The organism is Flavobacterium sp. WG21 (assembly GCF_000335775.1).
In the GTDB taxonomy this organism is placed as follows: domain Bacteria; phylum Bacteroidota; class Bacteroidia; order Flavobacteriales; family Flavobacteriaceae; genus Flavobacterium; species Flavobacterium tructae.
Window position 1 is genome coordinate 22,007 of sequence record NZ_AMYW01000022.1, and the last position, 25,511, is coordinate 47,517.

At 34.9% G+C, this 25,511-nt stretch carries 21 protein-coding genes and 2 pseudogenes; 3 read left to right on the forward strand and 20 right to left on the reverse strand.

What is annotated here, in order from left to right; all coding sequences use genetic code 11:
* Positions 1-83 precede the first annotated feature (83 nt).
* The gene (locus C245_RS0115275) at positions 84-782 is read left to right on the forward strand and encodes a carbohydrate-binding family 9-like protein (protein WP_017497483.1); all 699 of its coding nucleotides are present in this window, start codon (positions 84-86) and stop codon (positions 780-782) included.
* Positions 783-868: 86 nt separating this feature from the next.
* Here C245_RS0115275 and hisIE read toward each other — a convergent pair whose 3' ends face one another.
* From hisIE to C245_RS0115330, 11 genes and pseudogenes are all read right to left on the reverse strand, one after another.
* Complete coding sequence (gene hisIE, locus C245_RS0115280; RefSeq protein WP_285226726.1) at positions 869-1,471, reverse strand: bifunctional phosphoribosyl-AMP cyclohydrolase/phosphoribosyl-ATP diphosphatase HisIE; 603 nt, start codon at positions 1,469-1,471, stop codon at positions 869-871.
* A 145-nt stretch (positions 1,472-1,616) separates the two neighbouring features.
* Positions 1,617-2,372, reverse strand: coding sequence for an imidazole glycerol phosphate synthase subunit HisF (gene hisF, locus C245_RS0115285; RefSeq protein ID WP_017497485.1), 756 nt, complete (start codon positions 2,370-2,372; stop codon positions 1,617-1,619).
* A gap of 100 nt (positions 2,373-2,472) precedes the next feature.
* Positions 2,473-2,778, reverse strand: a complete 306-nt coding sequence (locus C245_RS0115290) for an NIPSNAP family protein (RefSeq protein ID WP_017497486.1) — start codon at positions 2,776-2,778, stop codon at positions 2,473-2,475.
* A gap of 6 nt (positions 2,779-2,784) precedes the next feature.
* Positions 2,785-3,527, reverse strand: a pseudogene (hisA, locus tag C245_RS0115295) (1-(5-phosphoribosyl)-5-[(5-phosphoribosylamino)methylideneamino]imidazole-4-carboxamide isomerase).
* 57 nt (positions 3,528-3,584) lie between these two features.
* The gene (gene hisH / locus C245_RS0115300) at positions 3,585-4,178 is read right to left on the reverse strand and encodes an imidazole glycerol phosphate synthase subunit HisH (protein ID WP_017497488.1); all 594 of its coding nucleotides are present in this window, start codon (positions 4,176-4,178) and stop codon (positions 3,585-3,587) included.
* Between the two features lie 82 nt (positions 4,179-4,260).
* The gene (gene hisB, locus C245_RS0115305) at positions 4,261-5,397 is read right to left on the reverse strand and encodes a bifunctional histidinol-phosphatase/imidazoleglycerol-phosphate dehydratase HisB (RefSeq protein WP_017497489.1); all 1,137 of its coding nucleotides are present in this window, start codon (positions 5,395-5,397) and stop codon (positions 4,261-4,263) included.
* A gap of 99 nt (positions 5,398-5,496) precedes the next feature.
* Positions 5,497-6,542, reverse strand: a pseudogene (gene hisC / locus C245_RS23150) (histidinol-phosphate transaminase).
* Between the two features lie 150 nt (positions 6,543-6,692).
* Positions 6,693-7,985, reverse strand: a complete 1,293-nt coding sequence (gene hisD, locus C245_RS0115315) for a histidinol dehydrogenase (protein WP_017497490.1) — start codon at positions 7,983-7,985, stop codon at positions 6,693-6,695.
* Positions 7,986-8,091: 106 nt separating this feature from the next.
* Positions 8,092-8,949 (reverse strand): ATP phosphoribosyltransferase, encoded by an 858-nt coding sequence (hisG, locus tag C245_RS0115320; RefSeq protein ID WP_017497491.1) that lies wholly within the window; start codon positions 8,947-8,949, stop codon positions 8,092-8,094.
* A 309-nt stretch (positions 8,950-9,258) separates the two neighbouring features.
* On the reverse strand, positions 9,259-10,659 hold the full coding sequence (locus tag C245_RS0115325; protein WP_017497492.1) for a HAMP domain-containing sensor histidine kinase: 1,401 nt from the start codon (positions 10,657-10,659) through the stop codon (positions 9,259-9,261).
* Entirely contained in the window at positions 10,660-11,325 is a 666-nt protein-coding gene (locus C245_RS0115330; protein ID WP_017497493.1) for a response regulator transcription factor, read from the reverse strand. It lies immediately after the preceding gene.
* Positions 11,326-11,673: 348 nt separating this feature from the next.
* On the opposite strand from C245_RS0115330, the gene C245_RS0115335 reads away from it, so the two are divergent.
* Positions 11,674-13,764 (forward strand): LTA synthase family protein, encoded by a 2,091-nt coding sequence (locus C245_RS0115335; protein ID WP_017497494.1) that lies wholly within the window; start codon positions 11,674-11,676, stop codon positions 13,762-13,764.
* Positions 13,765-13,990: 226 nt separating this feature from the next.
* Here the strand turns inward: C245_RS0115335 and C245_RS0115340 are convergent, their stop codons facing one another.
* A complete protein-coding gene (locus tag C245_RS0115340) occupies positions 13,991-14,989 on the reverse strand; it encodes a zinc dependent phospholipase C family protein (RefSeq protein WP_017497495.1) in 999 nt (332 codons plus the stop codon).
* A gap of 170 nt (positions 14,990-15,159) precedes the next feature.
* Between C245_RS0115340 and C245_RS0115345 the strand changes: the two genes are divergently transcribed.
* Complete coding sequence (locus C245_RS0115345) at positions 15,160-16,113, forward strand: hypothetical protein (RefSeq protein WP_017497496.1); 954 nt, start codon at positions 15,160-15,162, stop codon at positions 16,111-16,113.
* 10 nt (positions 16,114-16,123) lie between these two features.
* On the opposite strand, the gene C245_RS0115350 is transcribed toward C245_RS0115345, so the two are convergent.
* From C245_RS0115350 to C245_RS0115385, 8 genes are all read right to left on the reverse strand, one after another.
* Entirely contained in the window at positions 16,124-17,089 is a 966-nt protein-coding gene (locus tag C245_RS0115350; RefSeq protein ID WP_017497497.1) for a YeiH family protein, read from the reverse strand.
* 74 nt (positions 17,090-17,163) lie between these two features.
* Positions 17,164-18,060: a LysR family transcriptional regulator gene (locus C245_RS0115355; protein ID WP_017497498.1), complete on the reverse strand. Its 897-nt coding sequence runs from the start codon at positions 18,058-18,060 to the stop codon at positions 17,164-17,166.
* 58 nt (positions 18,061-18,118) lie between these two features.
* Positions 18,119-20,146, reverse strand: coding sequence for a hypothetical protein (locus C245_RS0115360; RefSeq protein ID WP_017497499.1), 2,028 nt, complete (start codon positions 20,144-20,146; stop codon positions 18,119-18,121).
* Between the two features lie 96 nt (positions 20,147-20,242).
* Positions 20,243-20,989: a 3-oxoacyl-[acyl-carrier-protein] reductase gene (gene fabG / locus C245_RS0115365; RefSeq protein WP_017497500.1), complete on the reverse strand. Its 747-nt coding sequence runs from the start codon at positions 20,987-20,989 to the stop codon at positions 20,243-20,245.
* A 298-nt stretch (positions 20,990-21,287) separates the two neighbouring features.
* On the reverse strand, positions 21,288-21,491 hold the full coding sequence (locus tag C245_RS0115370) for a hypothetical protein (RefSeq protein WP_017497501.1): 204 nt from the start codon (positions 21,489-21,491) through the stop codon (positions 21,288-21,290).
* A gap of 271 nt (positions 21,492-21,762) precedes the next feature.
* The gene (locus C245_RS0115375) at positions 21,763-23,106 is read right to left on the reverse strand and encodes a DUF4302 domain-containing protein (RefSeq protein ID WP_017497502.1); all 1,344 of its coding nucleotides are present in this window, start codon (positions 23,104-23,106) and stop codon (positions 21,763-21,765) included.
* A gap of 29 nt (positions 23,107-23,135) precedes the next feature.
* Positions 23,136-23,993, reverse strand: a complete 858-nt coding sequence (locus C245_RS0115380) for a putative zinc-binding metallopeptidase (RefSeq protein ID WP_017497503.1) — start codon at positions 23,991-23,993, stop codon at positions 23,136-23,138.
* A gap of 19 nt (positions 23,994-24,012) precedes the next feature.
* A complete protein-coding gene (locus C245_RS0115385; RefSeq protein WP_017497504.1) occupies positions 24,013-25,500 on the reverse strand; it encodes a RagB/SusD family nutrient uptake outer membrane protein in 1,488 nt (495 codons plus the stop codon).
* Positions 25,501-25,511: the final 11 nt, after the last annotated feature.

A 25,511-nucleotide genomic window follows, 5' to 3' on the forward strand; every position in this document is an offset into this window, starting at 1 on the left:
TTAATAGAGAGGATTCTAAAAATTAATGTTAAAATTCGTTTATTCTTCTGTATTTTAGCAAATCAAATTCATATACGCTATTTATGAGAATTCTTAAAATTGCTATCCTTTTTTGTTTGATGTGCTCGATCACAACTTATTCGCAAAATATTCTTATTCCAAGAACAATTCAAAAAGTTAATATTGATGGCAATTTATCAGATTGGAAGACTCCTTTTTTGGGACCATTTGTGGTTCATGATTCTGGAAAAAAGGCGACCCAGGATACGTATGTTTCTTTTGCATGGGATACTGATAACCTATATATTGCCTATCGTTCGATTGATTCTAAAATTATGGGTAAGGCACAGCAAAAAGACACTGAAATTTTTAATACTGATGATTTGGTTGAGATTTTTATAGATCCGGACGGTAATGGGGAAAACTATCTCGAAATTGGCGTGAATGCCTACTCTTCTTATTATGATTTACTTCTAAAATGTATCTCACCAGCTTGTGGCGGATGGAACATGAATATAGCATTTGATGTTTTGGGATTGGAAACACAAAGTAAAATAACAAACGAAGGATTTAATACCGAAATTAAGATTCCCTTCTCGAGCCTGAATACGATTAAAAACGGTAATTTTTCAACACCAAAAGTGGGAACTAAGTGGCGAGGAAATGCTTTTAGAATTGATTACGGTAATACCACTGAATACCTTGCTTTACAAGCTTATAAAAGTTCTAGATTTGGTTTTCATCAACCACAGGAGTTTGCCGTTTTTGAGTTTGTAGAGTAACTGTCGGCTAATTTGTTTCAAGTTTCAGGTTTCAGGTTACTGCACACAACTTGAAACCTGAAACTTAAAACTTGAAACTAAACTTTTTACTTCTGACGCTTTTTCAGAACATCAACAACATCATTAAGCTGATAGCCTTTGGCTTGCAATAAGATTAGGTAATGAAACAGTAAATCGGCGCTTTCGCTAAGAAATAAATCATCATTATCATCTTTAGCTTCGATTACTACTTCAACCGCTTCTTCACCCACTTTTTGGGCTATTTTATTGATGCCTTTTTCGAATAGTGAAGCAACATAACTTTTCTCGGAATCAGCATTTTCCCTGCGAGTTTTGATGGTGTTTTCTAAGGTAGAAAGAAAGCCATAATTCTCTTTGTTTTCTTCCTGCCAGCAGGTGTCTGCTCCTGTGTGACAGGTTGGCCCTACAGGGTTTGCCTGGATTAAAAGTGTATCTCCATCACAGTCATTTTTAATGCTTACCAGATTTAGAAAGTTACCGCTCTCCTCACCTTTTGTCCAAAGTCTTTGTTTGGATCGGCTGAAAAAGGTTACTTTTTGAGTTTCTATTGTTTTTTGAAGTGATTCTTCATTCATATATCCCAGCATCAGCACATTCTTGGTTTCTGCATCCTGAATGATTGCCGGAATTAATCCGTGTGCACTTTTTATATCTACGTTCATAGTTATTTTAGATTTTAGAGTTCAGATTCTAGATTGCTGAATTCTTTTTGTTTTTTAATTATATCCTGCTCTTTTTATTTTAGACTTTAGATTTTAGAGTGCCGGTATCTTTTTTCTTTCTTCTATTTTCTTTCTTCTATTTTTCTATGCTCTAAATCCTGACTTCAACACCATTATTTCTAAGCTCTTCCTTCAAAGTCTTAATCTCAATCTCTTTAAAGTGAAAAACACTTGCGGCTAAGGCTGCATCGGCTTTGCCTTTCTTAAATGAATCTACAAAATGCTGAATATTTCCTGCACCACCCGAAGCAATTATCGGAATATTAACAAGTGCTGAAAGTTTAGCAAGTGCCTCATTGGCAAATCCGTTTTTAGTACCGTCATTGTCCATCGAAGTAAATAATATCTCTCCTGCTCCACGTGCTGCCACTTCAACTGCCCAATCAAATAAGTTGAGTTCGGTTGGTACTTTTCCTCCTACCAAATGTACGATCCATTGTCCGTTAATTTGTTTGGCATCTATAGCGACGACCACGCACTGACTTCCAAATTTCTGAGCCAATTCATTAATTAACGGTGGATTCTTGACCGCTGAAGAATTGATCGAAACTTTATCTGCTCCATTGTTTAGTAATATTTCAACATCTTCAACGCTCGAAATTCCACCTCCGACGGTAAATGGAATATTGATCTTCTCTGCGACATTTCGAACCATATTAACAAGCGTTTTACGGCGTTCTTCGGTCGCTGAAATATCTAGAAAAACCAGTTCATCGGCACCTTCTGCTGAATACAGTTCTGCCAACTCAACAGGATCCCCTGCATCGCGAAGATCAACGAAATTAACCCCTTTTACGGTTCTCCCATTTTTTATATCCAAACAGGGTATGACTCTTTTTGCTAACATTTCTTTAAAGTGTTAATTAGAAAATTAGTTAATTAGATAATTATTCTATGTCACGTAATAAATTATCTAACTATCAAATTTTCTCATTTTCTATTTTATACTATTCGAATACTGGGCGAAGAAAAGTTCTCTCGTAACTTAGTATACAGCGAGAATCTTCTGCAATTTTAAAAGTTTCAATACATTCCTGATCTTCCAAAATTAACCTTCTATAGTTTTCGTATTCAGCTAAACTGGGAAAAGAAAACATTGCAAACGCAATATTATTAGCTCCTTCAGAAGGCATGAAGTAACCATGATGCTGACCACCAAATCGGTTTACTAATTTAATCCATCTTTTTCCGTAATCTTCGAAAACAGCCAGCTGGAAAGGATCTATTGTGTATTTTAAATGACAAGTAACCATATGTTTTTATTTTCTTATTATAAAATTCTCTAATTGTTTTAAGCTAATGCGTCCTTCGTAGATAGCTTTCCCGATAATTGTTCCTTCACAACCCAGTTCGGCTAGTTTAGGCAATTCGTCAAACGTTGAAATTCCCCCTGATGCGATTAGTTTAATCTCGACTCCGCTAGATTTGACATTACAGTTTTTAAAATTTTGCTGTACAAGTCAAAACTTGGACCTTCTAACATTCCATCTTTTGCAATATCCGTACAAATAACATATTGAATTCCTTTGTTTTGATACTCCTGAATGAACGGAATTAAATCTTCGTCTGAATTTTCTAACCAGCCTGAAACGGCAATTTTTTCGTCTTTGGCGTCAGCGCCTAGTATAATTTTCCCGGAACCATATTGAGTGATCCATTTTTGGAATATTTCTTTATTTTTTACAGCAATACTTCCGCCTGTAATTTGGTTTGCGCCACTTTCAAAGGCAATTCTTAAATCTTCATCTGATTTTAAACCGCCTCCAAAATCAATTTGCAAGCTCGTTTGTGTCGCAATTTGCTCTAAGATTTTGTAATTGACAATTTTGCTTGACTTCGCACCGTCTAAATCTACTAAATGCAGGTATTCGATTCCGTGAGCTTCAAATGATTTGGCAACTTCGATAGGATTTTCATTGTAAATTATTTTAGTGTCATAATCGCCTTTCGATAAGCGAACACATTTTCCGTCTATAATATCTATGGCGGGTATTATTCTCATTTTTCTAAATTTTAGAGTTCTGATTTTAGATTTTTTTACGTGGTTGGAATTTGGAATTTATTCTTTGTTATTTAGTTTAAGAAAGTTTCCAAGGATTTTCTCCCCAACGTCACCACTCTTTTCAGGGTGAAATTGCGTTCCATAAAAATTATCTTTTTGTAATGCCGATGCGTACTCTACATCATAGTTTGTGGTTGCGATCATATGTTGGCAATTTGGTGCGTAGAAACTGTGTACGAGGTACATAAATTCATTTTCGGCAATGTCTTTGAACAGATCAGATTTTAGATTATAAATCTGATTCCACCCCATTTGTGGTACTTTTACATTAGATGTAAATTTTATGACATCTACATCAAAAATTCCTAAACCTTCCGTATTTCCTTCTTCTGTTGCATTACACATTAATTGCATTCCGAGGCAGATTCCTAAAACGGGCTGCTTTAAGTTCGGAATCAAACGATCCAAACCGCTTTCTTTCAGTTTTGTCATTGCTGAACTTGCTTCCCCTACTCCCGGAAAAATTACTTTGTCGGCCTTTTGAATTTCATCAGGGTTATTGCTCAAAACTGCTTTAAAGCCGAGTCTTTCCACTGCAAACATGATACTCTGAATGTTTCCTGCTCCGTAGTTTATGATTACTATTTTCATTTCTTATTTTGTTTGTTTTGTTTCAGGTTTCAAGTTTTAAGTTCTCTTGAGTAACCTGAAACTTGAAACCTGAAACAAACGTTTAAAGCATTCCCTTTGTCGAAGGCAAAATCATTTTCTCCGTATCTCTTTTCACTGCCACTTTTATCGCTTTTGCGAAAGCTTTAAAAATTGCCTCGATTTTGTGGTGCTCATTAGTTCCTTCAGCTTTGATGTTGATGTTTGCTTTTGAGCCATCTGAGAATGATTTAAAGAAGTGAAAAAACATTTCTGTTGGCATTTTACCAACCATCTCACGCTTGAATTCGGTTTCCCAAACCAGCCAGTTTCTTCCGCCAAAGTCGATTGCGACCTGTGCCAGACAATCGTCCATAGGTAAACAAAAGCCATAACGTTCGATTCCCAGTTTATTTCCCAGTGCTTTGGCGAAAACTTCTCCCAAAGCAATTGCGGTGTCTTCAATGGTGTGGTGTTCATCAACTTCCAAATCACCTTTAACCAGTATTTCTAAATCCATTTGTCCGTGACGGGAAATTTGATCTAACATGTGGTCAAAAAATGCAATTCCGGTTTCAATTTTACTTTTTCCTGTTCCATCCAGATTCAAATTAATAAAAATGTCTGTTTCATTCGTTTTACGTGTAATCGAGGCTGAACGAGCTTCTAGCTTTAAAAACTCATAGATCGTTTTCCAATTCATTGTCTGAAGCACAATCGTTTGGTCTAATTCTTCCCGTTTTGAAGAAATTTCATTACTCCCGATTCCGTCATTATTATTGATAAAAATAGCCTTCGCTCCCAGATTTTTAGCTAGTTCCACATCCGTCAAACGATCTCCTAAAACAAAGGAATTTTCTAAATCATATTCCGAGTTATCGATGTATTTTGTCAGCATTCCGGTTCTTGGCTTTCTTGTTGGGGCATTATCTTCCGGAAAAGATCTGTCGATGAAGACAGCATCAAACTTAATTCCTTCATTCTCAAAAGCTTTTAAGATAAAATTTTGTGTTGGCCAAAACGTTTCTTCCGGAAAACTATCCGTTCCCAGACCGTCCTGATTGGTAACCATTACCAATTCGTAATCTAGTTCGTTGGCAATTTTAGCTAAGTATTGAAAAGCTTTTGGATAAAATTCTACTTTCTCCAAAGCATCTAGTTGGTAATTTTCAGGTTCTAAAACAATCGTTCCGTCACGATCGATAAAAAGTACTTTTTTCATAGTCTATATTTTTAGTCTGCCACAGATTTAGGTGATTTGAAATGATTTTTTTGTTCGTTGCCGTTTAAAAATCATTGAAATCTGTGGCTTAAATGTTTATTACTTCAACAGTTTTAATTCTTTAATCAAAACAGCATTTTCTTCCGGGATCCCAATCGTCAAACGAAGACAGTTTTCACATAAAGGCTGATTGGTTCTGTTTCGGATTACGATTCCTTTTTCAATTAACTGATCGTATCTTTTATTGGCATCGTCTACTTTTACCAAAACAAAATTAGCTTCTGTTGGATATACTTTCTCTACAAAATAAACCTCAAGTAAAACTTTAACTAACTCTTCTCTTTGTTCGATAATTGAAGCTATTTCAGTCTTTATTTTTTCAGGATCATTCAAACGATTTATAGCTCTCTGCTGGGTTAATTCGTTTACGTTATAAGGAGGTTTTATTTTGTTGAGAACCGAAATCACAGCTTCGGACGCATAACAAATTCCTAATCGGATTCCTGCTAATCCGTAGGCTTTTGAAAGGGTTTGCGTGATGATCAAGTTTGGATATTCGTCTATCTCTGTCAACCAGCTTTCCTTTTTTGAAAAGTCAATATAAGCCTCGTCAATTACGACTAAACCCTTAAAGTTTTGAAGTAGTTTTACAACGCTCTCATCTGAAAATGAATTTCCCGTAGGATTGTTTGGAGAGCATAAAAAGATAATTTTTGTCTGCTCGTCAACAGTATCTAAGATTTGATCTACTTGTGGCTGAAAATCAGTTGAAAGTAGAACTTCTCTGTTCTCGACTGCATTTATATTCGCCAAAACGCTGTACATCCCGTATGTTGGCGGAAGCGAAATAATATTGTCTGTATTAGGTTCGCAGAAAGCTCTGAAAAGTAAATCGAGAACTTCATCACTTCCGTTTCCTAATAAAATCTGGCTTGTTTTACCTTATTATTCTTTGCCAAAATGGCTTTAATCGAAAGTTGTTGCGGATCAGGGTAACGATTTACTCCAGTTTGAAACGGATTTTCATTCGCATCCAGAAAAATCATCTCGGCAGTATCAAAGTCTTCAAACTCGTCACGAGCTGATGAGTACGGCTTCAAAGATTTTACATTCTCTCTTGTTATCGTGTTTATATCGAATTTCATTTTTTTTGTTTTTTTTCTTAGAGAATAGATAATAGAGCCAAGAGTCAAGATAGTAGACTTTTTGTCTGGTCAGTAGCTACCGTATCCTTTACTTGTATGTTCTATAGTCTTTGCTCTATATTCTTGCTTCTATATTCTTGACTCTTTGCTCTATCCTCTTTCCTTCAAACTCTTTAATCGCAATGTAACCGCATTCTTGTGAGCTTGTAATCCTTCAGCTTCAGCCATAATTTCAATGGCGGCGCCAATATTTTGAATTCCTTTTTCGGAAATTTTCTGAAAGGTCATTGATTTTACAAAACTGTCCAGATTTACGCCACTATAATTTTTGGCATAGCCGTTTGTTGGTAAAGTATGATTGGTTCCTGACGCATAGTCTCCCGCACTTTCAGGGGTGTAATTGCCTATGAACACAGAACCTGCGTTGATAATACCGTTACAGTAGAAATCATCGTATTGAGAGCAAATTATAAAATGTTCCGGTCCATACTCATTAATTAAATCTAAAGCGATTTGATCGTTTTCTACATAAATTAGCTTTGAATTTTCAATGGCTTTTTTAGCGATGGCTTTTCGGGGAAGTTCTTCAATTTGAATTTGGATCTCCTTTTCAACGGCTTCAATTAATCTTTTAGAAGTCGAAACCAGAATCACCTGACTGTCTGTTCCGTGTTCTGCCTGAGACAGTAAATCGGAGGCAACAAAGGCTGGTACAGCGGTGTCATCAGCTAAGACCAGTAATTCTGAAGGTCCGGCTGGCATATCGATGGCTACTCCAAATTGAGTTGCCAACTGTTTTGCTACAGTTACAAATTGATTTCCTGGTCCAAAAATTTTATATACTTTAGGGATTGACTTTGTTCCGAATGTCATTCCGGCAATGGCTTGAATTCCACCCACTTTTAATATTTTGGTTACACCACATAAAGTAGCTGCATATAGAATGGCAGGGTTTATTTTTCCGGATTTATCAGGCGGAGAACATAGTACTATTTCTTTACAGCCTGCAATTCCGGCAGGAACAGCCAACATTAGAACGGTTGAAAACAAAGGTGCCGTTCCTCCGGGAATGTATAAACCAATTTTTTGAATAGGTCTCTTTTCCTGCCAGCAGTTGACTCCCTCAGTTGTTTCAATTGAAATCTTATCTGTTTTTTGGGCACTGTGAAATTTATATATGTTTTCTTTTGCTAACTGAATAGCCGCTTTTAGTTCCTCTGAAATGCTACTATTGGCTTCCTGAATCTCCTCAGCTGAAACTTCATAGTTTTCCAGAGCAATTCCGTCAAAAATAGAAGTGTATTTAGCAACAGCTTCATCCCCTTTTTTCTGTACTTCTTTAAAGATTTCTTTTACTGTAACTTCGATATCATCGATCGTTTTAGTTGGTCGTTTTAGTATTTCTGACCAGGTATCTGGTTTCGGATTGTTTATTTTATTCATTTTTTTTTATGCTTTATGCTTTAAGCTTTAGGCTATAAGCAGTTTCTTTTTTTAATTTTTCAAAGCATTTAGCTTACAGCCTATTGCTTAAAGCGTGCGAAGCACACTACAGAACCATTTTCTCAATTGGACACACTAAGATTCCTTCTGCTCCTTCCTCTTTTAATTTGTCAATTACATCCCAAAAGGTGTCCTTGTCAATTACCGAGTGAACGCTGCTCCATCCTTCTTGTGCAAGTGGCAAAACGGTAAGGCTTCGAAGCACCGGCAGAATTTTTCCAATTGCTTCGATTTTATCATTAGGTACGTTCATTAGGATGTATTTGGAGTTTCTTGCTCTTAAAACGGACTGGATTCTGAATTTTAAAGTATCAATATGTTTTTGAATTTCGGGAGACACTTTTGGCGAAACTGCCAGAACAGCTTCACTTTTAAGAATTACTTCAACCTCTTTTAAATTGTTTTTGAATAAGGTGCTTCCGCTGGAAACAATATCAACAATGGCATCTGCAAGTCCGATATTAGGGGCAATTTCTACAGAACCCGAAATTTGGTGAATATCAACTGTCAGTCCGAAAGAATTAAAATACTCGTTAACAGTATTTGGATATGAGGTTGCAACACGCAAACCTGATAAATCCTGTATCGAATTGTATTCAAAGGTTTTAGGGACTGCAACAGAAACTTTGCACTTAGAAAAACCCAGTTTTTGAATTACTTCGATTTGTCGGCCTTTCTCCACAAGTAAATTATCCCCAACGATAGCAAGATCTACCACTCCATCAATTAAATATTGCGGAATGTCTGAGTTTCGAAGGTATAAAACTTCTAAAGGAAAGTTGGAAGCTTCGGCTTTAAGCTGATCGTTTCCGTTGTTGATTGAAATACCACAATCTTTAAGAATTTGAATGCTGTCTTCGTTTAATCGACCTGATTTTTGAATTGCAATTTTTAATGTACTCATTTTTTTAGTTTTTTTGAATTAAATAGTCTGAGTACAAAGAAGTGGTATAAAAAAACCCGTTTGATGTACTCAAACGGGTTTTAAAATATGATGATTTACACGCATACCATTAACACATCGCCTGAGAGCAATAATGAAAATGATGATGATGTAATTGATTAGAAATCATGTCTTGTTTTATTTTTTAATTCTTTGATTCGGTTGCAAATATAGTAGTTATTTTCATAAAAAAGCATTTTTTATTTTAACTTAAAGGTATTTTATTGTTAAAAAAACTTTCAAGGCTTAGTTTTAAAGGCCTTTCAGAAGCTATAATAGTGCTTTTTTATTATGATCAAAGTATAGAATGACAGTGGTACCTACCCCTATTTCGCTTTCCATTTTAAACTTGATATGAAGTAATTCAGTTACCCTTTTTACGATGGAAAGTCCTAATCCGGTTCCTTTAATTTCGGGATGTTCCGTAGAATTGGATCTAAAAAATGGGCTAAAAATAGCGTCTAAATCTTGCTTTGCAATACCAATACCGTTATCCGAAATTCTGCAGATTGTCTTTTCATTCTCTTCGGAGAGCAGAACAGTTACCTCGCCTCCACTGTGGGAATATTTAATAGCATTGGAAATTATATTTCTGAGTATCGTAATCACTAGAAAATTATCCGACTCAATATAATAATCCTGACGGGTATCAAATTTAATTTTGATCTGCTGATTGTTAATTCTTTCGGAGTTTAATCTGAAAACGTCTAAAATTACCCCATTTAGATAAACAGATTCGGTATTTATATTTTTCTTCTGATTTTCAAAACGAGCCATCAACAACAGTTGATCTACAAGCATATTCAAATGATCGACTTCTTTTATGCAATAGTTTATTTTGTCTTCGTATTCCTTATTGTCTCGAGGTTTACGGATTAGCACTTCAAGTGTTCCTTTAATAACAGTAAGAGGTGTTCTTAGTTCATGAGAAGCATCAGAGGTAAACTCTTTTTCGCGTTCAATTGCATGTTCAATTCGGTTTAAAAGATTGTTTATCGTTTTCGAAAGCGTGTACAATTCATCCTTAGTTCTCGGTAATGCAATACGTGTCTTTAAATTGTCTTTGGTGATAATTTTTGAGGTATTAATGATTTCATTGATGGGTTTTATGCTTCGTCCCGCAAAGAATCTGGCTATAAAAAATAACAGGATCAAAATGCCTAAAAAAGAAAGTGACATGATATCAAACAGGTTGTTCAATACCATTTTAGAATCGGCCAGGGACATAGCAACAATTACATATCCAATTTTCTTCTCTTTAAGATGAAGCGGAACCTGAATTTGTCGGATCGCATGGTCTCCCATTTTGGTGTCAAAGAGTTCAAAATCTTCAACAGAATCATTAAATTTAAGGATTTGGGTTTTTAGATTCGGTGCTTTTTCAATGATTTTTTTATTCAGATCGAGGAACTCTACAAAAACGGGATTGACATCTACCGTGTTGTGCTCTCTTTCGTTCCATTCTTCTTCATCAATTAAAATTACTTTTCCCTTTACCTCTTTGATTTCCTGCAGGTGATTTTGAATTTCAACTTTTATTTTTTCATCGATATGACTGTAAACTGTGTGTTTTACAATAGAATAAATGACGGAGAAAACGGCTAAAATTAATAATCCCGTTGTAATGATGTAATTTAAAGCAATTCTGTTTTTAAAAGAAAGTTGTGTCATTTATAAATCGTTAGCGATATAACCGATACCGCGTATAGTTTTAATATAATCTTCTTCAATTTTTAAATTGAGCTTTTTTCGGATGGCATTCATAAAAACATCGATTACACCAGTGTCGTATTCGAAGTTTATTTCCCAAACATCTTTTAATATTTGATTTCGTGTGCAGACTTTTCCCTTGTTCTGAATAAGATATTTTAAGAGTTCGAATTCTCTCTGGGTTAGCGCAACTTCTTCATTGTTTTTTAGAACGATATGTTTTAACAAATCTATTTTGATAGTCCCCAAAGTCAAATCTTCTGATCCTTTTTGATTTCTAAAGTGTATTTTGATGCGTTCTACCAATTCCTCAAAGCTAAAAGGTTTTTTGATGTAGTCATTTGCTCCTGCTTTCAGGCCTTCTATCGTTTCCTGTACAGTATCTTTAGCGGTCAAAAAGATAATTGGGGTTTTCTGATCCTTAACTCTAATGGCTCTGCACAAATCTAATCCGTTAATTTTAGGAAGCATCCAGTCTAACAGAATCAAATCAAAGTGTTGGCTGTGAATCAGCTCAAAAGCTTTGGAGCCATCATTGGCTGTTGTAATCTGGTATCCTTCTTCCTGCAGACCTTGTTGCAAAAACTGAACAATACCTAACTCATCTTCAACGATTAGAATGTGCATTTTAATAGTGTAATTTTAGTTGAACTGTAATTATTTACCTTCAAAGATAAGACTTTTGAGGTCAGAAAGGACTTAATGCCATTAGAATAGCTGAAAATTATCCTGCTTAAGTAAACCTTAAGTTAACACTAAGTAAGGCAAAAGCATAACTTTATTCTGAATTAATTTAATGGGATTATTTTTGTTTGAAAAAGAAGTCAAAATAGGTACTATTCTCATATTTGACTATAAAAGAGACTACTCGCTGTTTATCCTTAAAAAAAGTATGTTATTTTTACTAATTTTACAATCTTAAGCAAACGAATAACTCTTTTAAATTAATAATTATCTGAACTTAAAAAGCTATTAATGTCCCTCTCAAAAAAGTTTTCCCCAATCTATAATCTGGCGATATTTTATTTTATCGTTAGTTTTCTGTTAAGAATTGTTTTGTTTTTTCATCCCATAACACAAAGTTCATTTACCATTATTCAGAGCTTAAAAATCTTTGCTCTGGGACTTACTTCTGATTTTTTTGTTTTTGTTGTGGCAAGTGTTTTTTTATGGCTCTATCTGATTTTCATATCCAATTCTAAATATAATAAACCTTCTGGTTATATAATTCTTGGGATTTTGGCAGTTCTCTTTATCTATGCAGCTTCCGGGAAAAGCGTCTTTGACGAGTATGGAGGTGCTTTGCCAATGATCGTTATGATTTTTATCGGAATTAAGATGGCTCTCTTTGCTCTTTTATTGTTTCTGCCTAAGCTAAGGGATAAAATCAGATATTGGTTGTTTGCATTTGTAATTTTCCTGTATGTTTTACTAATTCTGCAAAATGGTTTAAGTGAATATTTCTTTTGGAATGAGTTTGGTGTGAAGTATAATTTTATTGCGGTAAATTATTTGATTTACACTACTGAAGTTATTGGAAATATTATGGAGTCCTATCCGGTAATTCCTTTGTTCTCCGCATTATTTTTAGTGACTGGAATTGTGACTTACTTTATCCTTAAAAAATCCAGAAACTATATTGACCATATTCCAACTGTAAGTGAGAAACTAAAAATTACGGCTATCTATCTTGGGGTATTTGCTGTTTCACTAATTGCGATTCCAACGCTGGCAAAAACAGAAAACTCAAAGAATGTTTTTGTTAACGAGTTACAGGCTAACGGTATCTATAAATTTTACTTAGCATTTGTGAACAGTAAGCTTGATTACTTTGATTTTTATAAAACGTTGCCTAATGAAGAGGCTTTCGCGATACTAAAACAACAGTTCGCTACTATTAACGGAAACAGTACTAAAAGAACGATCACCGGAGATTCGCTTGAAAATCATAAAAATGTGGTCCTGATTACTATTGAAAGTTATAGTGCCGATTTTATGAAGATGTATGGAAATGAAGAAAACATTACTCCTTTCTTAGACAGTTTGGCTCAAAAGAGTCTTCTTTTTACCAATTTGTATGCTACCGGAAACAGAACAGTTCGCGGACTGGAAGCGGTTACTTTATGTTTGCCTCCAACTGCCGGTGAAAGTGTCGTAAAAAGAGAAGACAATAAAAATAAATTTTCTACAGGAGCTATTTTTAAGCAAAAGGGATATAAGGTGAAATATTTGTATGGCGGAGATGCTTTCTTTGATAATATGCAGGATTTCTTTTCCGGAAATGGTTATGAAATTGTAGACAAGTCAAGTTTTGCACCTGAAGAAATTACTTTCTCCAATGTTTGGGGTGTTTGTGATGAAGATATGTACAATAAAGCGATAAAGGTTATGAATGCTGAGGAAAAGGAAAACAGACCTTTCTTTAATCACATTATGACGGTGAGTAACCACAGACCTTTTACGTATCCAAATAATAAAATTGATATTCCGGGTGATGCAAAATCTCGTGAAGGTGGTGTAAAATATACGGATTATTCGTTGAAAAGATTCTTTGCAATGGCAAGCAAACAATCTTGGTTTAAGAATACCATTTTTGTTATTGTAGCCGACCACTGTGCTTCAAGTGCAGGAAAAACCGAGCTTCCATTAGATAAGTATAGAATTCCGGGGTTTATTTATGATCCGAATAGAAAACCTCAAAAATACAATCAGTTAATGTCGCAAATAGATGTTATGCCAACACTCTTTGGATTATTAAACTTTAATTACGAAAGTAAGTTTTTTGGTCAGGATGTTTTAAAATCGGATTATAAACCCAGAGCTTTTATTGCTACTTATCAGGACATGGGACTAATAAAAGACAATGTTCTGACGATTTTGTCGCCTAAGCAACAGGTAAAACAGTTTAATGTGCAAATTAACCCTAAACCGGGTATTGCTCCTGAATTTCAAATTGATTACAACGAAACTCCGATGAAAACGGAGAGAGCTGATTTAATAAAAGAAACCATTTCTTTTTATCAAACAGCTTCCTATATGCTTAAAGAGAAGAAGTATCAGCGTTAGTTTTCAGTCTCAGTCGCAGTATTCAGTCGTGCTCACAGTTGAATACTGCTTACTATTGCGGTATTGATCGCGGATGAAGTCTAAAATAAAATTAAGTAAAAATATTACAAAAAAACAGCCTCAGATTCATTAGAATTTGAGGCTGTTCTCATTATAATAATTAGCTATAATCTGTAAACTAAACACAGTACAGAGACTGAGACTGAATACTTATATAGTAAACTATTTAATCATTCTGATTTTTCATTCCAAATAAGTTTCCTTGTTGAAATAATCTGGCATCATCTTTTAAGGCTTGATTATTTCTTTGTGTCAGCTCAAATGCATCTAAATCACTTAAATCAGGTTTTCCAGCATTTACCCATGCTGTGTACCAAAAACTTGCTGTTGCTGCAATGGCTTTTTTCATTTGATTCTCCACCATTCCGTTTAATTCTTTGTGTAGTTTTTTAGCATATTCGTCAGAGAAAACAGCTGTATTGTATTTACTCTTTAATACTTTCCCGTCAGCATCCAATTTAAAAGTCTCATTTTCCGGAGTTGTTGTTCTTAGCTTTTTATCTACATCCAGCAAAGGCTGTACTAAACTGTGAGTATCATTAATCATATCCCAGGTTGCTTTGTGAACATCCTCATAATATTGGGCTTGCGGAACGTTTAGTCTGTAGTTTTTAACAAACAATTCCGGAAGTCTGCTTTCCCAAAGGGAATGAATTCCCTTTTGATCGCTTAATTGTCCGTCGTGATTTGAAGAGGTATGCAATGGCATGTGTGCATCACCAACGTAATGACCTAAATCTGCAGCTAAAAACAAAATTTCAGCTCTGTTCTTCTCTTTAAAAGCTTTTGTCAATTTTACCATCATCTCTTCGATATACCAAGGCAGGATTCCGTTCTCGTTTAAGAATTTGGCATCGTATTTTTGCTTTGCTGCTTCTAAAGTCTGTGGGAAATCTGCTGGGTTACCAAAACTCTCCATGTCAAAATAATGTCTTGGATTTTCGTCTTTATAATTTAAGGCATATTTTCTAATGTCCGGTACAGAGGCTTCCTGTGTAATAAAATCTATATGATTATAGAAGAATACCTGAAGCGGGTGTGGCAAAGCCATAACTGCGGCTTTATTAATACGTTCGTGACCAACCATCCCCCAGGATAATGTCAAAAAACCAATTGCTAATGCGAATAATGCAATTAGTCTTGGTTTCATTTTTAAGTTTTTCATTTTTATTTTTGTTAGAGGTGCAAATTTATTTTATTTATGTACATTTCAAAGGGAATAATCGTAAAGATTGCAAAATTTAGCTTCATTTATTTTTTTTGAATCCGAAGTAATTGAAATTCAAATTAAAAGTTTCTTCGTAAATTCGCTATCTTTTATCTAAATCTAAAAATATGCGCCTCATTTCTATAGGAATTCTTTTCCTGCTCTTCACTTCCAGCGGTTTTGCACAAGAAGATATTGTCGAATTGAAAAATGTTCAGGATACGATTCTGAATACCAAAAGAACATTACAGGTAGCGGATCCTTTCAATTCAGTGAAAACGATGCAGCAATTGTTTCCGGGTAAACTATATAATCTCTCCGACCATAATACTTTTATAAGCTGGAAATGCAGCAATTGCAAACCTGCCGCCTACATTGATGTCAATGGTGTCGAAGGCGATCAGTTGTTTCCTTATGAAAATGGCGTTGCAACCAGGGTTTTGGGCACTCTTGATTATACAGATTCTAAAGGGAATCAGTTTAAATTGCTGCTTTTTAATCATTCTTTTTACGATGAAGACGGGTTGCAGACCGGAAGATTTTCCGGCGGACTTGTTGGCGTTGCCAAGTTTGCTAAAAACAACCAAATTTGGCAAATGAGATCTTTTCAACCTGCTATTGCGGCTTTTGGCTCTTTTGCTCAGGCGCCTTCTCCAAAATTAGTAGAAATTGGAGAAGATCAGTACGCCTTTACACTTACCCATGTAAATGGTGGTGCGGGCGGTCCATTTGAGGGAATTCTCTATCTGATTGCCGGATTTGACGGAAGGTACCAGCCTATTTTAGAGTCTTACAATTACAAACTCACCAATGTGGCGAGCGTAGAATGGTCCGGTTCTTACACCGTCGTAAAGGATACAAACAAAAAACACTTTAGGGATATTATCGTTAAAACAAACGGCTCCTTTAGTAAAGCTGCCCAGGCTAATGATGAATTTGAAGTCGTTTTACCTGATGAAATAGCTGCAATGGCCAAAACTAAGAAGAAGTTTAATTTCGAGATCGAAAGACGTTATTCGTTTAAAGGAAAACAGTATAAGCTGATTGATAAGCCTGTTGTTAGATTCTCGAATGTGAAATAAATATTTCTCTTTAGTGGAAAAATAGTATCGATACAAGTCCCAGAACCGCAATAAATATCCAAAGAACAACTCCTTGCAGTAAAGGTTTAACTCCAACTGATTTTAAAGTATTGACACTTAAAGTTGCTCCTATCAAGAATAAAGTTATCGTAAGACCGATTTTGGCAATCGAAACAATATGTGGTGCGATCACAGCCGTTTGCGGTACATAAGTATTGAAAAGCATAGCAAGAATGAATAAACCTATGAAATACGGAATCTTGATTTTAGAGTTTTTATTCTTAAAAAGCACAGCGGTTAAAAGAGAGATCGGTATAATCCATAGGGCTCTGGCCAATTTCACCGTAGTTGCAATCTGAAGTGCTTCTGTACCATATTTGTTGGCAGCACCTACTACAGAACTCGTGTCGTGAATGGCTATGGCGCACCATAATCCAAAGTCTTTCTGCGATAAGTCGAGTTGATGTCCAATAAAGGGGAAAACAAACAATGCTACAGAGTTCAGAATAAAAATAACTCCCAGAGCGATTGAGGTCTGATTTTCATTAGATTTAATAACTGGTGCAATGGCCGCAATGGCGCTTCCTCCGCAAATAGCTGTTCCACAAGAAATTAAATGAGAGGTTTTCTTCTCGGTTTTCAACCATTTCCCTAAGAAAGTCCCCAAAATTAAAGTGCTGAAAATGGATAATATAGTAAGTAAGAATCCTTCTTTTCCGGCAGAGAGCGCTGCAGTTGCATTCATTCCGAAGCCTAAACCTACCACTGAAAATTGAAGTAAATAAGTAATCGCTACCGCATTGAACTTTTCAAATGGATTCCCGAAGACATTTACCAGAATTACTCCTAATAGTAAAGCAATTGGAGGTGAAATGATTGAAAATAGGCATAGAACAATTATGAAAGCAAAAATTGCCTGTTGCGTATAAGGATTAATTTCAAAAAAATGTACCGATGTTTGTTGTTTCGTTTTCAAAATAAGTAATTTGATATTTCTTGTACAAAGGTCTGTCGTTTATATCAAAATTACCAATCGTAAAACGCAATAGGCTATAACTCTAGGTTATAATAAGCAGACAAATTTTGGATAAAAAGCTCGGTTAATGCATTTGGTTTACCTAGTAAAGTAATGATGTAGAAGTAGCGTTCAACAGACAAATTAGCGACATCAAGTATCATTAATTCATTGTTTTTAAGTTCCTTATCTACTGCATGTATGGACATAAAAGCCAGGCAATCCGAATTTAGAAGATATGATTTAATGCTTTCGGTACTTCCTAACTGCATTTCGATTTGTAGATCACTTATTTTTACCCCAACTTGCTTCAAAGAGTATTCTATAACTTCAAGTGTTCCAGATCCACGCTCACGGGTAATGAATTTCATCGATTTTAAATCTTCCAGTGAAATTTCATTTTGTTTGATCAGCGGATTTTTGGTATTGCACACCAGCACCAGTTCATCTTTTAAAAACGGAGTATATTTAATCGATTGGTTTTTGGATTGTCCTTCAACAATTCCGATTTCGATTTCTTTATGGATTAAGGCATTCTCAATTTGTTCTGTATTTCCGTTGAGCAAATTGACTTTAATGTCTTTTTGTTTTTGATGAAAACGTGCTAATACCGGTGAAATAATGTACTGAGAAATCGTTGTGCTCGCTCCCAACCTCAGTAATCCTTGACGATCGTTAATAAAACTGCTCATATCGAAATCTATTTCGCGATATATTTCAAAGATGTTTTTGGTGTGTTTTAGCAGAATTTCTCCTGCCGGAGTTAAAGCGATTTTGGAACCGTTTCGTTCGAAAAGCTTGGTTTTATAAGTTTCTTCAAGCTCCTGAATGTGTTTGGAAACCGCTGGCTGTGAAATATATAATTCAGTTGCCGCTTTAGTAAAGTTAAGACGGAGTGCAACGGTGTAGAATACTTTTAGCCTGAAATCCATTTCTTTAGTTTTTAGTTATTTTGTTTCAAGTTTCAAGTTTTATGGTTTAAATGATTGATTAAAGCAACCCGTTATATTTTCTGATAAACCACTCTGCAGTAAATACCAAAGCAATTAAAATCAACAGCCAAACCCAATCAATTAAAGGTGTTTTGGTGGAAATATTTTTTTCGATCGATTTGTATTCTTTATTCTCTAAAAGCTGTTGAATTAAATCATCTGACTGATTTTCAAAGAAAGCTTTTCCGTTGGTTTGTAGGGCTAATTGCTTTAATTTCTGAACATCCGGATTTACAAATTGCTTTTCGATATCAAAATCTAAAATTTCAAAGTGACCTGAATAAGAAGTATTGGTGTTCAATTCTTTTACTGTGAAATTGTATTTTCCGGTGGCCAGTCCATCCAGGTTTACGGAAAAAGAGTTGTTTCCTTTTAGCAGGTCGTAGTTTTTTACCTGTTTGGTTGCTGCATTTGTTACGGTAATTGTAAGTCTTGCTTTTTCATCAAACTCATAGTTTTTATTAAAGTACTGCGCATTGATCACAATAGCCTCACCGGAATTGTAGAAGCTTTCGTGTGTAACTACCAAAGATTTTTTGGAAGTAGTTGAGGCCAGATACTGAATAACCTTATCTATAAAAACGTCATACTTCTCAAAAGACTGATTGTCAATATGGCTTTGAAGACGCCATTTCCAGCTGTTTTCTCCTAAAAGAAAAGCGGTTCTTTTTGCCTGATTCTCTGTAAAGGCCAGTAAGGGTGCATTTGTAGAAACATTTCTAATTTTTGAAGAAAGCAGTACCGATACATTTCCATTAGTGGTCACCGTTCCGAATAAATTTTGCAGTGGCGGAAAATTTTCAAAACCTATATTATCTACAGCAAACAGATTAAACTGCGATTCAAATTCTGCCAGATAATCTTCTCTCTGACCACTCATTTTAAATACCAGATTTTTTTGCTGCTGATTCAAATAATTAAAGTCAGTGTTGTTACCGGTGATGATAAAAGTGTTTACTCCGGCAAGCTTATTGTTATCGAAGATAGCCTTGAATGCTGTCGTTGGCTGGTATAAAACCAAAACAGAAGCTTCTTGCAGCTGATTGATATCGTTTGGCTTAACCAGGATCACTTTACGCTGTGCATTGGTTTCAATCGAACGTTTTAACGCTGCAATATCGGGATGGTTTATAGCAGAAACGATTGCAATCGTTGACTTTTGATCAATGATCTCGACAGCAAAATTTTTGATATTATTGTAGCTGTTTTTCTCTTTGATATTGGAAGAAACTGCTGCTTTAAAAATTTGTAAGCCTACTTTATCAGCCGGTAAAAGTAAGTTTAAGGTTGCTGTCTTTTTGGAAGGAGAAAAAGAAACTTTTTCTTTGGCAACTACCTTACCTCCTTGTGATATGGTAAAATCAGCATTTGTAGCTTTGTCTCCTGCGTATTGAAGAAATACTTCTACCGGAAATTTATTCTTGTGAAAAGCGTATTTGTTTACGTTAAGCTGATTGATTTTAAGATCTAAAAAAGTGGTTGTATCTCCCACAACCAAGGGATAAACTTTATTAACAGGATCAAAACGATAGACATAATCGTTTCCTGTAGTCTGATTTCCGTCAGTTATAATTACAGTTGGAAAAATCAGGTTTTTATTGATGCTTTTTAGATTTTTGGCAACTTCGTCAAGATTGGTTTGTTTTCCTTTGAAATCAAACTTCTCTGAAGGTTTAAAATCGGCATCAAACTGGTAGGACTGAATTTCGAATTTATCCCGAAGCGCAGGATTCGACATCAATTTTTGATGCAATTCGATTACTTTTTTATTTGAATATAAAGCGGTAATAGAACTTGAATTGTCTACAGCAATCGCAAGCGGAGTTTTAGTAACTTCCAGTGTATTTTTGGTCATTATTGGGTTTATCAGTAAAAGCAATAATCCAAAAATGGCTAAAAAACGTAAAAAAGCCAAAAACCAAATCACATTGGATTTGTTTTTGGCTTTAAAAAAATATTGAAAATACGACAAACCAACTGCGATTACTAAAGAAAGTAATATTAATAGAATCGTGTTTGTAGTCATATTTTATGAATTGAAAGATTAAAAAAAATTAAAAATTAAAAGATTGAAAAATTAGTAATCTTTAAATTTTTCAATTATTGAATCCTTAAATTATTTTTAGGTAAGCATTCCTCCACAAACATTAAGTACTTGTCCGGTAACATACGCACTTAAGTCTGAAGCTAAGAAAAGACAAGCGTTAGCAACATCTTCTGCGCTTCCTCCTCTTTTTAACGGAATTCCTTCTCTCCATCCTTTTACTACATCTTCGTTTAATTTTGCAGTCATCTCCGTTTCAATAAAACCTGGCGCGATTGCATTGCAACGAATGTTACGGGAACCTAACTCTAATGCTACAGATTTAGTAAAACCAATTGCACCTGCTTTTGAAGCGGCATAGTTAGTTTGTCCTGCATTTCCTGAGACTCCAACTACTGAACTAATATTTATGATAGATCCTGAACGTTGTTTCAAAAAGGTTTTTTGAATTGCTTTTGTCATATTAAAGACAGATTTCAGGTTTACATCAATAACCTGATCAAAATCTGCTTCAGACATACGCATTAACAGGTTGTCTTTTGTAATTCCGGCATTGTTAATTAAGATATCTACGGTTCCGAAATCAGCTAAAACTGCATCAACAAAAGTTTGTGCTTCATTAAAATCGGCAGCATTTGATTGGTATCCTTTTGCTTTAATTCCTAAACCGTTCAATTCAGCTTCTAAAGCTTCTGCAGAAGCTACAGATGAGCTGTATGTAAAAGCAACGTTTGCGCCATGTTTAGCAAAAACTTCAGCAATTCCTCTTCCAATTCCACGACTAGCGCCTGTAATAATGGCAACTTTTCCTTCTAGTAATTTCATATTCAAAATTAATGTTAATATTATTTCCAGCTAACCAGCTATTTACTTTCTCCTGAGAAAAAGAGTAAAAAACAGTGCTGTGAATGACTTGTCAAATATATGATAATTCCCTTTTTAAAAAAATTACTCTTAGTATAATTTGCGATTTAGGACGATTCTTTAGCAATAATCATAAAAAAACCGTTTCAAATTATGAAACGGTTTTTCTTAATCTATAAAAAAATGTTCTTTAAAAGTCATTTATTCAACTTTTAGCATCGGTTGAATATCTTTCTTTAAGGATGACACATCTTTAAAACTACTCACAAATCACACCATCTATCGTTGCTCTGCATATTGGTTCTGCAGGTGTTATCGGTGGAAGCATAATACACGGCCCATTATAAGGTAATGGTGACCACGGTACAGTACATCTTACTCCACCGCTTCCGTTTACTTCTTTTAGTTCTTCTTTACCTAGTACTTCAACTCCTGCGAAATTTAAAATAGTTTTTAACATCATAAAATTGGTTGTTTAATAGTTGGTTAGCTCAATCATTTTTTGTCCGTTGAGTTTCAGACATAAACATATTCTTAAATAACATATTAGTTCTCTTTCTAAATCATATACAACGAGTTGTTCTGATTTCTCACTTAAAAAAGCAGCCCGTAAGGGCTGCCTCAACTCAAAATAAAAATAAAATAAAATAAAATAAAATAAAATAAAGACAAAACGCATTGCAGTTTGTAGCTGCTCTTTCTAAAAGACTACAATGCATTTTTTTAGGTGCAACTTAAAGCAGCCAGGTTGTCATTCTAAATGAACTTGACGCACTGGTAAACGTATAAACGGTATTGGTATATCCTAACTTGAAGTTTTCTTTCTTGACATAAACACCAGTTGTATTGACAAGATTTTTATCAAAACTTGCCAAAAATGCAGGAGCTGCAGCAGTTGTGTTTCCGTTCCAGGACTTATGTTTTAGAATGATCTTTTGGTTCGGTGCGTCTTCCACAACATCTATGTAGTGAAAAATTGCTGCCTGACCACCTGTAAACGTATAGTAAATGAAATTTCCAAGCGAGTGATTCAAATAAAGCTGAACAGATGATATGGCTACACCTTTAGGTAAACTTGCGTTAATTTTTGCTAACTCATTTACAAACAATTGCGAGTTTGTTGATGCATCCTCTGTATAATCGTCAACATAATAACCAAATCTGGCATAAATTTTCCCCGGAAGCAATATCTTATAATCATCTGTTAATCTTGGTGGGACATTGCTAAATTTAAGAGTTGCACTTACTCCACCAGTTCCAGTTGCCACAAAATTGTTAGTAGCGGAATCATACACAAAATTAGTTAGCTTTTGACCTTTTACTGTAAGTGCCGGTTTTACTGTAGCTCCGGTTGGTGTAAAAGCCAAAGCTAAATTTTGAACGTCATTTGATCCTGCTACTAATGATGTTGCCACTCCAAAACGCGCAGCTGTATTGTAATCAAAATCATAGTTTTGTACCGTAGATCCGTCATTTATTTGCAATAATCTATAAAGCGGACTTACCTCATTTCCTGTTATGGCATTTATTATTGGCGTGTTTTTAGGTAAATCTGTCCAATCTTTTGCTGTCGCTTTTACAAAACGAACTTCGTGTCCATTTCTATTGGTTTTAAAAATAATGTCGCCATTTTTCTGTCCATAATAAAAGAATTGAAAATCTCCTAAATATCCTTTGGCTAAAAGAGCCGCTGTAGGAGAATTATTCGCATCAGACAAAAGATGTATTCTATTTTCCGTTGTAAAAACTAAACTTACAGTGCTGCCAACCTGAATTTCGTACTGACTTTTGTAAGTACCTGTCAGGCTATTAAAATCGGAAGCCATATCTACTTTTCCTTCCGGAAGAAATTTGAATAAATGTGTCCAGCCTCCTAATTGTGTGCTGTCTGTGTAGTAAACGGCTTTCCATCCTTCTGAAGATGAAAGTAGAACATCATTCAGTTCTTTTTGACGAGAACTTAATCTTTCGGTAGCATTTTGATCAAATTTAGCGTCTACTTCTGTGCTTGTACAAGATCCCAGAAATAAAGCTATCAAAGAAATCGCTAAATACTTATATATATTTTTTGCTTTCATAATATTGCTTTTTATAAAATTTATTGTCCTTAGTTATTAACTACAACATCAGTGTTTTTTTGAGCTTCATCTCTTAAAGCATAGAAATCTATATTAAAAGAATCCTTATAATACTTTACAACCAATGCTTCTTTTGCTTTAATATTTGCTTTAGCTGTAGCATCTGTTACACTTGCTAAAATGGCATCATATTCAGCTTTTGAACTTGTTAAAATTGTAGCGGCAGTTTCGGCAAAATCTTCGTAAATATTCAATCTTGCATAACTGGTTATGAAACCTAATGATCTTGAAGTTGAAAGTGCTTCTGTGTACCATGTAGAAGTATAACCTACCGGAGTTAACTTTGACCAGGCCTGTTCGTCAAATGGCTTAGTTTGGTTTAAAATATGCACATATTCATGTTGAATGGTGTGAATAAACTGTGTAACATTGGCTCTGTTTTTCTTATTAAGTTTATCTACCTCAAATAGTGTAACTCTTTGACCAGCTTCTGCTAATCCTAGTGTTACCGTTCCGTTAGTGTTTAAATTAACACCACCAACAAGTACAAATTCTCTGGGAGCAATTTTCTTTACAAAATTCACTCCGCCAATCTTGGTGTAGCTATCTACCCAGATTTTTTTTACCACTTCCATTGCCGGTTGAACTTTATCTACTTGAGGAGGAAATAGATATTTAGTATTATCAACTAAATTTTGATTCCACTCATAGTATACATTTATGTTATAAGGATCTAAGAAATTGGTCCCAATCCATTTATCTAAATCTGTTTTTGACAGTGCTGAAAAATCAAATTGACTTTCTTTTGGCTGTACTTCATGGGCACAGGATGCAAGAAGTAAAACCCCTGCCATTAGTGCTATTTTATATGTTTTTACTATTTTCATACTATACTTTAATTAAAAATTATCTAGGATTTTTTTCAATACCATTATCTGAAGCTCTAAGCGGAATTTGTAATGCTCTTCTATTATCATCTTTCTCCAGAACGTTTTTTCGAATTACTTTACCAAACTCAAGTGTATTATGAGTTACAACCAGATTAAAACGTTTAATATCGAACCATCTAAGTCCTTCACGTAAAAAGTCTTTTCTTCTTGCCTCCGCTATTGCTTTTATGTAGGAAGCCTGAAGCGGGCTTAAGGTATAGAATGGAGTATACTCATTTGTGATTACCGGATATTTAGCTTGTACTACTGATTCATTCAAGACATCTGTTGTAGCATTGTATCCTGATGTTCTGGTTCCTAAAAAGAATCCCAGTTCTGTATTGGCTTCTGCCATTCTGTTTTTCATCACCAATGCTTCAATTCTGTTCAAATATAACTCGTCATTGCTAAGTAAAACAGTAGCAGTGTATGGCACTCCAATACCAGATGTTAAGTTGGTAACTTTAAAATATTCGTAAAGTTTAGGAACCACAACTAGTACTCCGCTATAATACTGACCTTGAGCTTTAATTAGATTTGGTTTACCCCACATATTGGTTTGATTACCTAATATTTCATCTGATTTATTTCCGGCAAGAGCAAATCTGTATGCACCTGCTCTGTTTGCAGTTGAATTAGGATAAGCAATTAACAGATTGGTTTCCTGTTCTGCTTTAGAGTATTCTAAAGGCATTTGGGAGAAAGGAACAGCGTTAAAAGCAAGGTAACTTCTAATTTTAGTTGGTTTAGAGCCAAGTCCTTCAGAAAATTCAAGAACTTTATCCCAGTCCCCTTTTATTAAGTAAAAACGACATGCCAAAGCCCTGGCAGCATCCCTGTTAAAATGAAATTTAGGTTCTTTATAATCATTTGTTACATATTTCAAACCTTCTGTAATGTCCTGCTCAATAAAATCAAAAACTTCTTTGACAGTATTACGTTTGTACTTCACTAATAATTCTGTTTCCGGTTTTGTAATGTACGGAACTCCCAAATCTGTTGAGGCTGTTGTAGGATTGTAGCGATTTGCCCATAATGAAACCAACATAAAATGAGAATAGGCTCTCGCGATCAATGCCTCCCCTCTTTGTGGATTTAAACTTGTTGGACTGCCTAATTTTTCAATCGCATCTAATGCCTGATTTGCTGCTGCTATAGCTTCGTACGATCCGGTCCAAAAATCATTTTCAGTATCTGTTCCGATCTGATTTTGCATTTCCCAATTATAGCTATTATCATTATTTACATTCGCAGCCTGTTTTAACTCACTGTCAAAAACATTATCTGACATGGCTTCAGCAAGTGCAAAATAAGAAGAGCTAGGATAGGCTGTAACTAATAATTCAGATATTTTCTCAGGTGTATCTATCTGCGTTCTGTTATCTGGTACTTCTGAAAGGAAATCATCACAACTGCTAAAACCAATCAGCAATAATAGTGATAGTGTTATTTTTATATTTTTCATAATCAATTTTA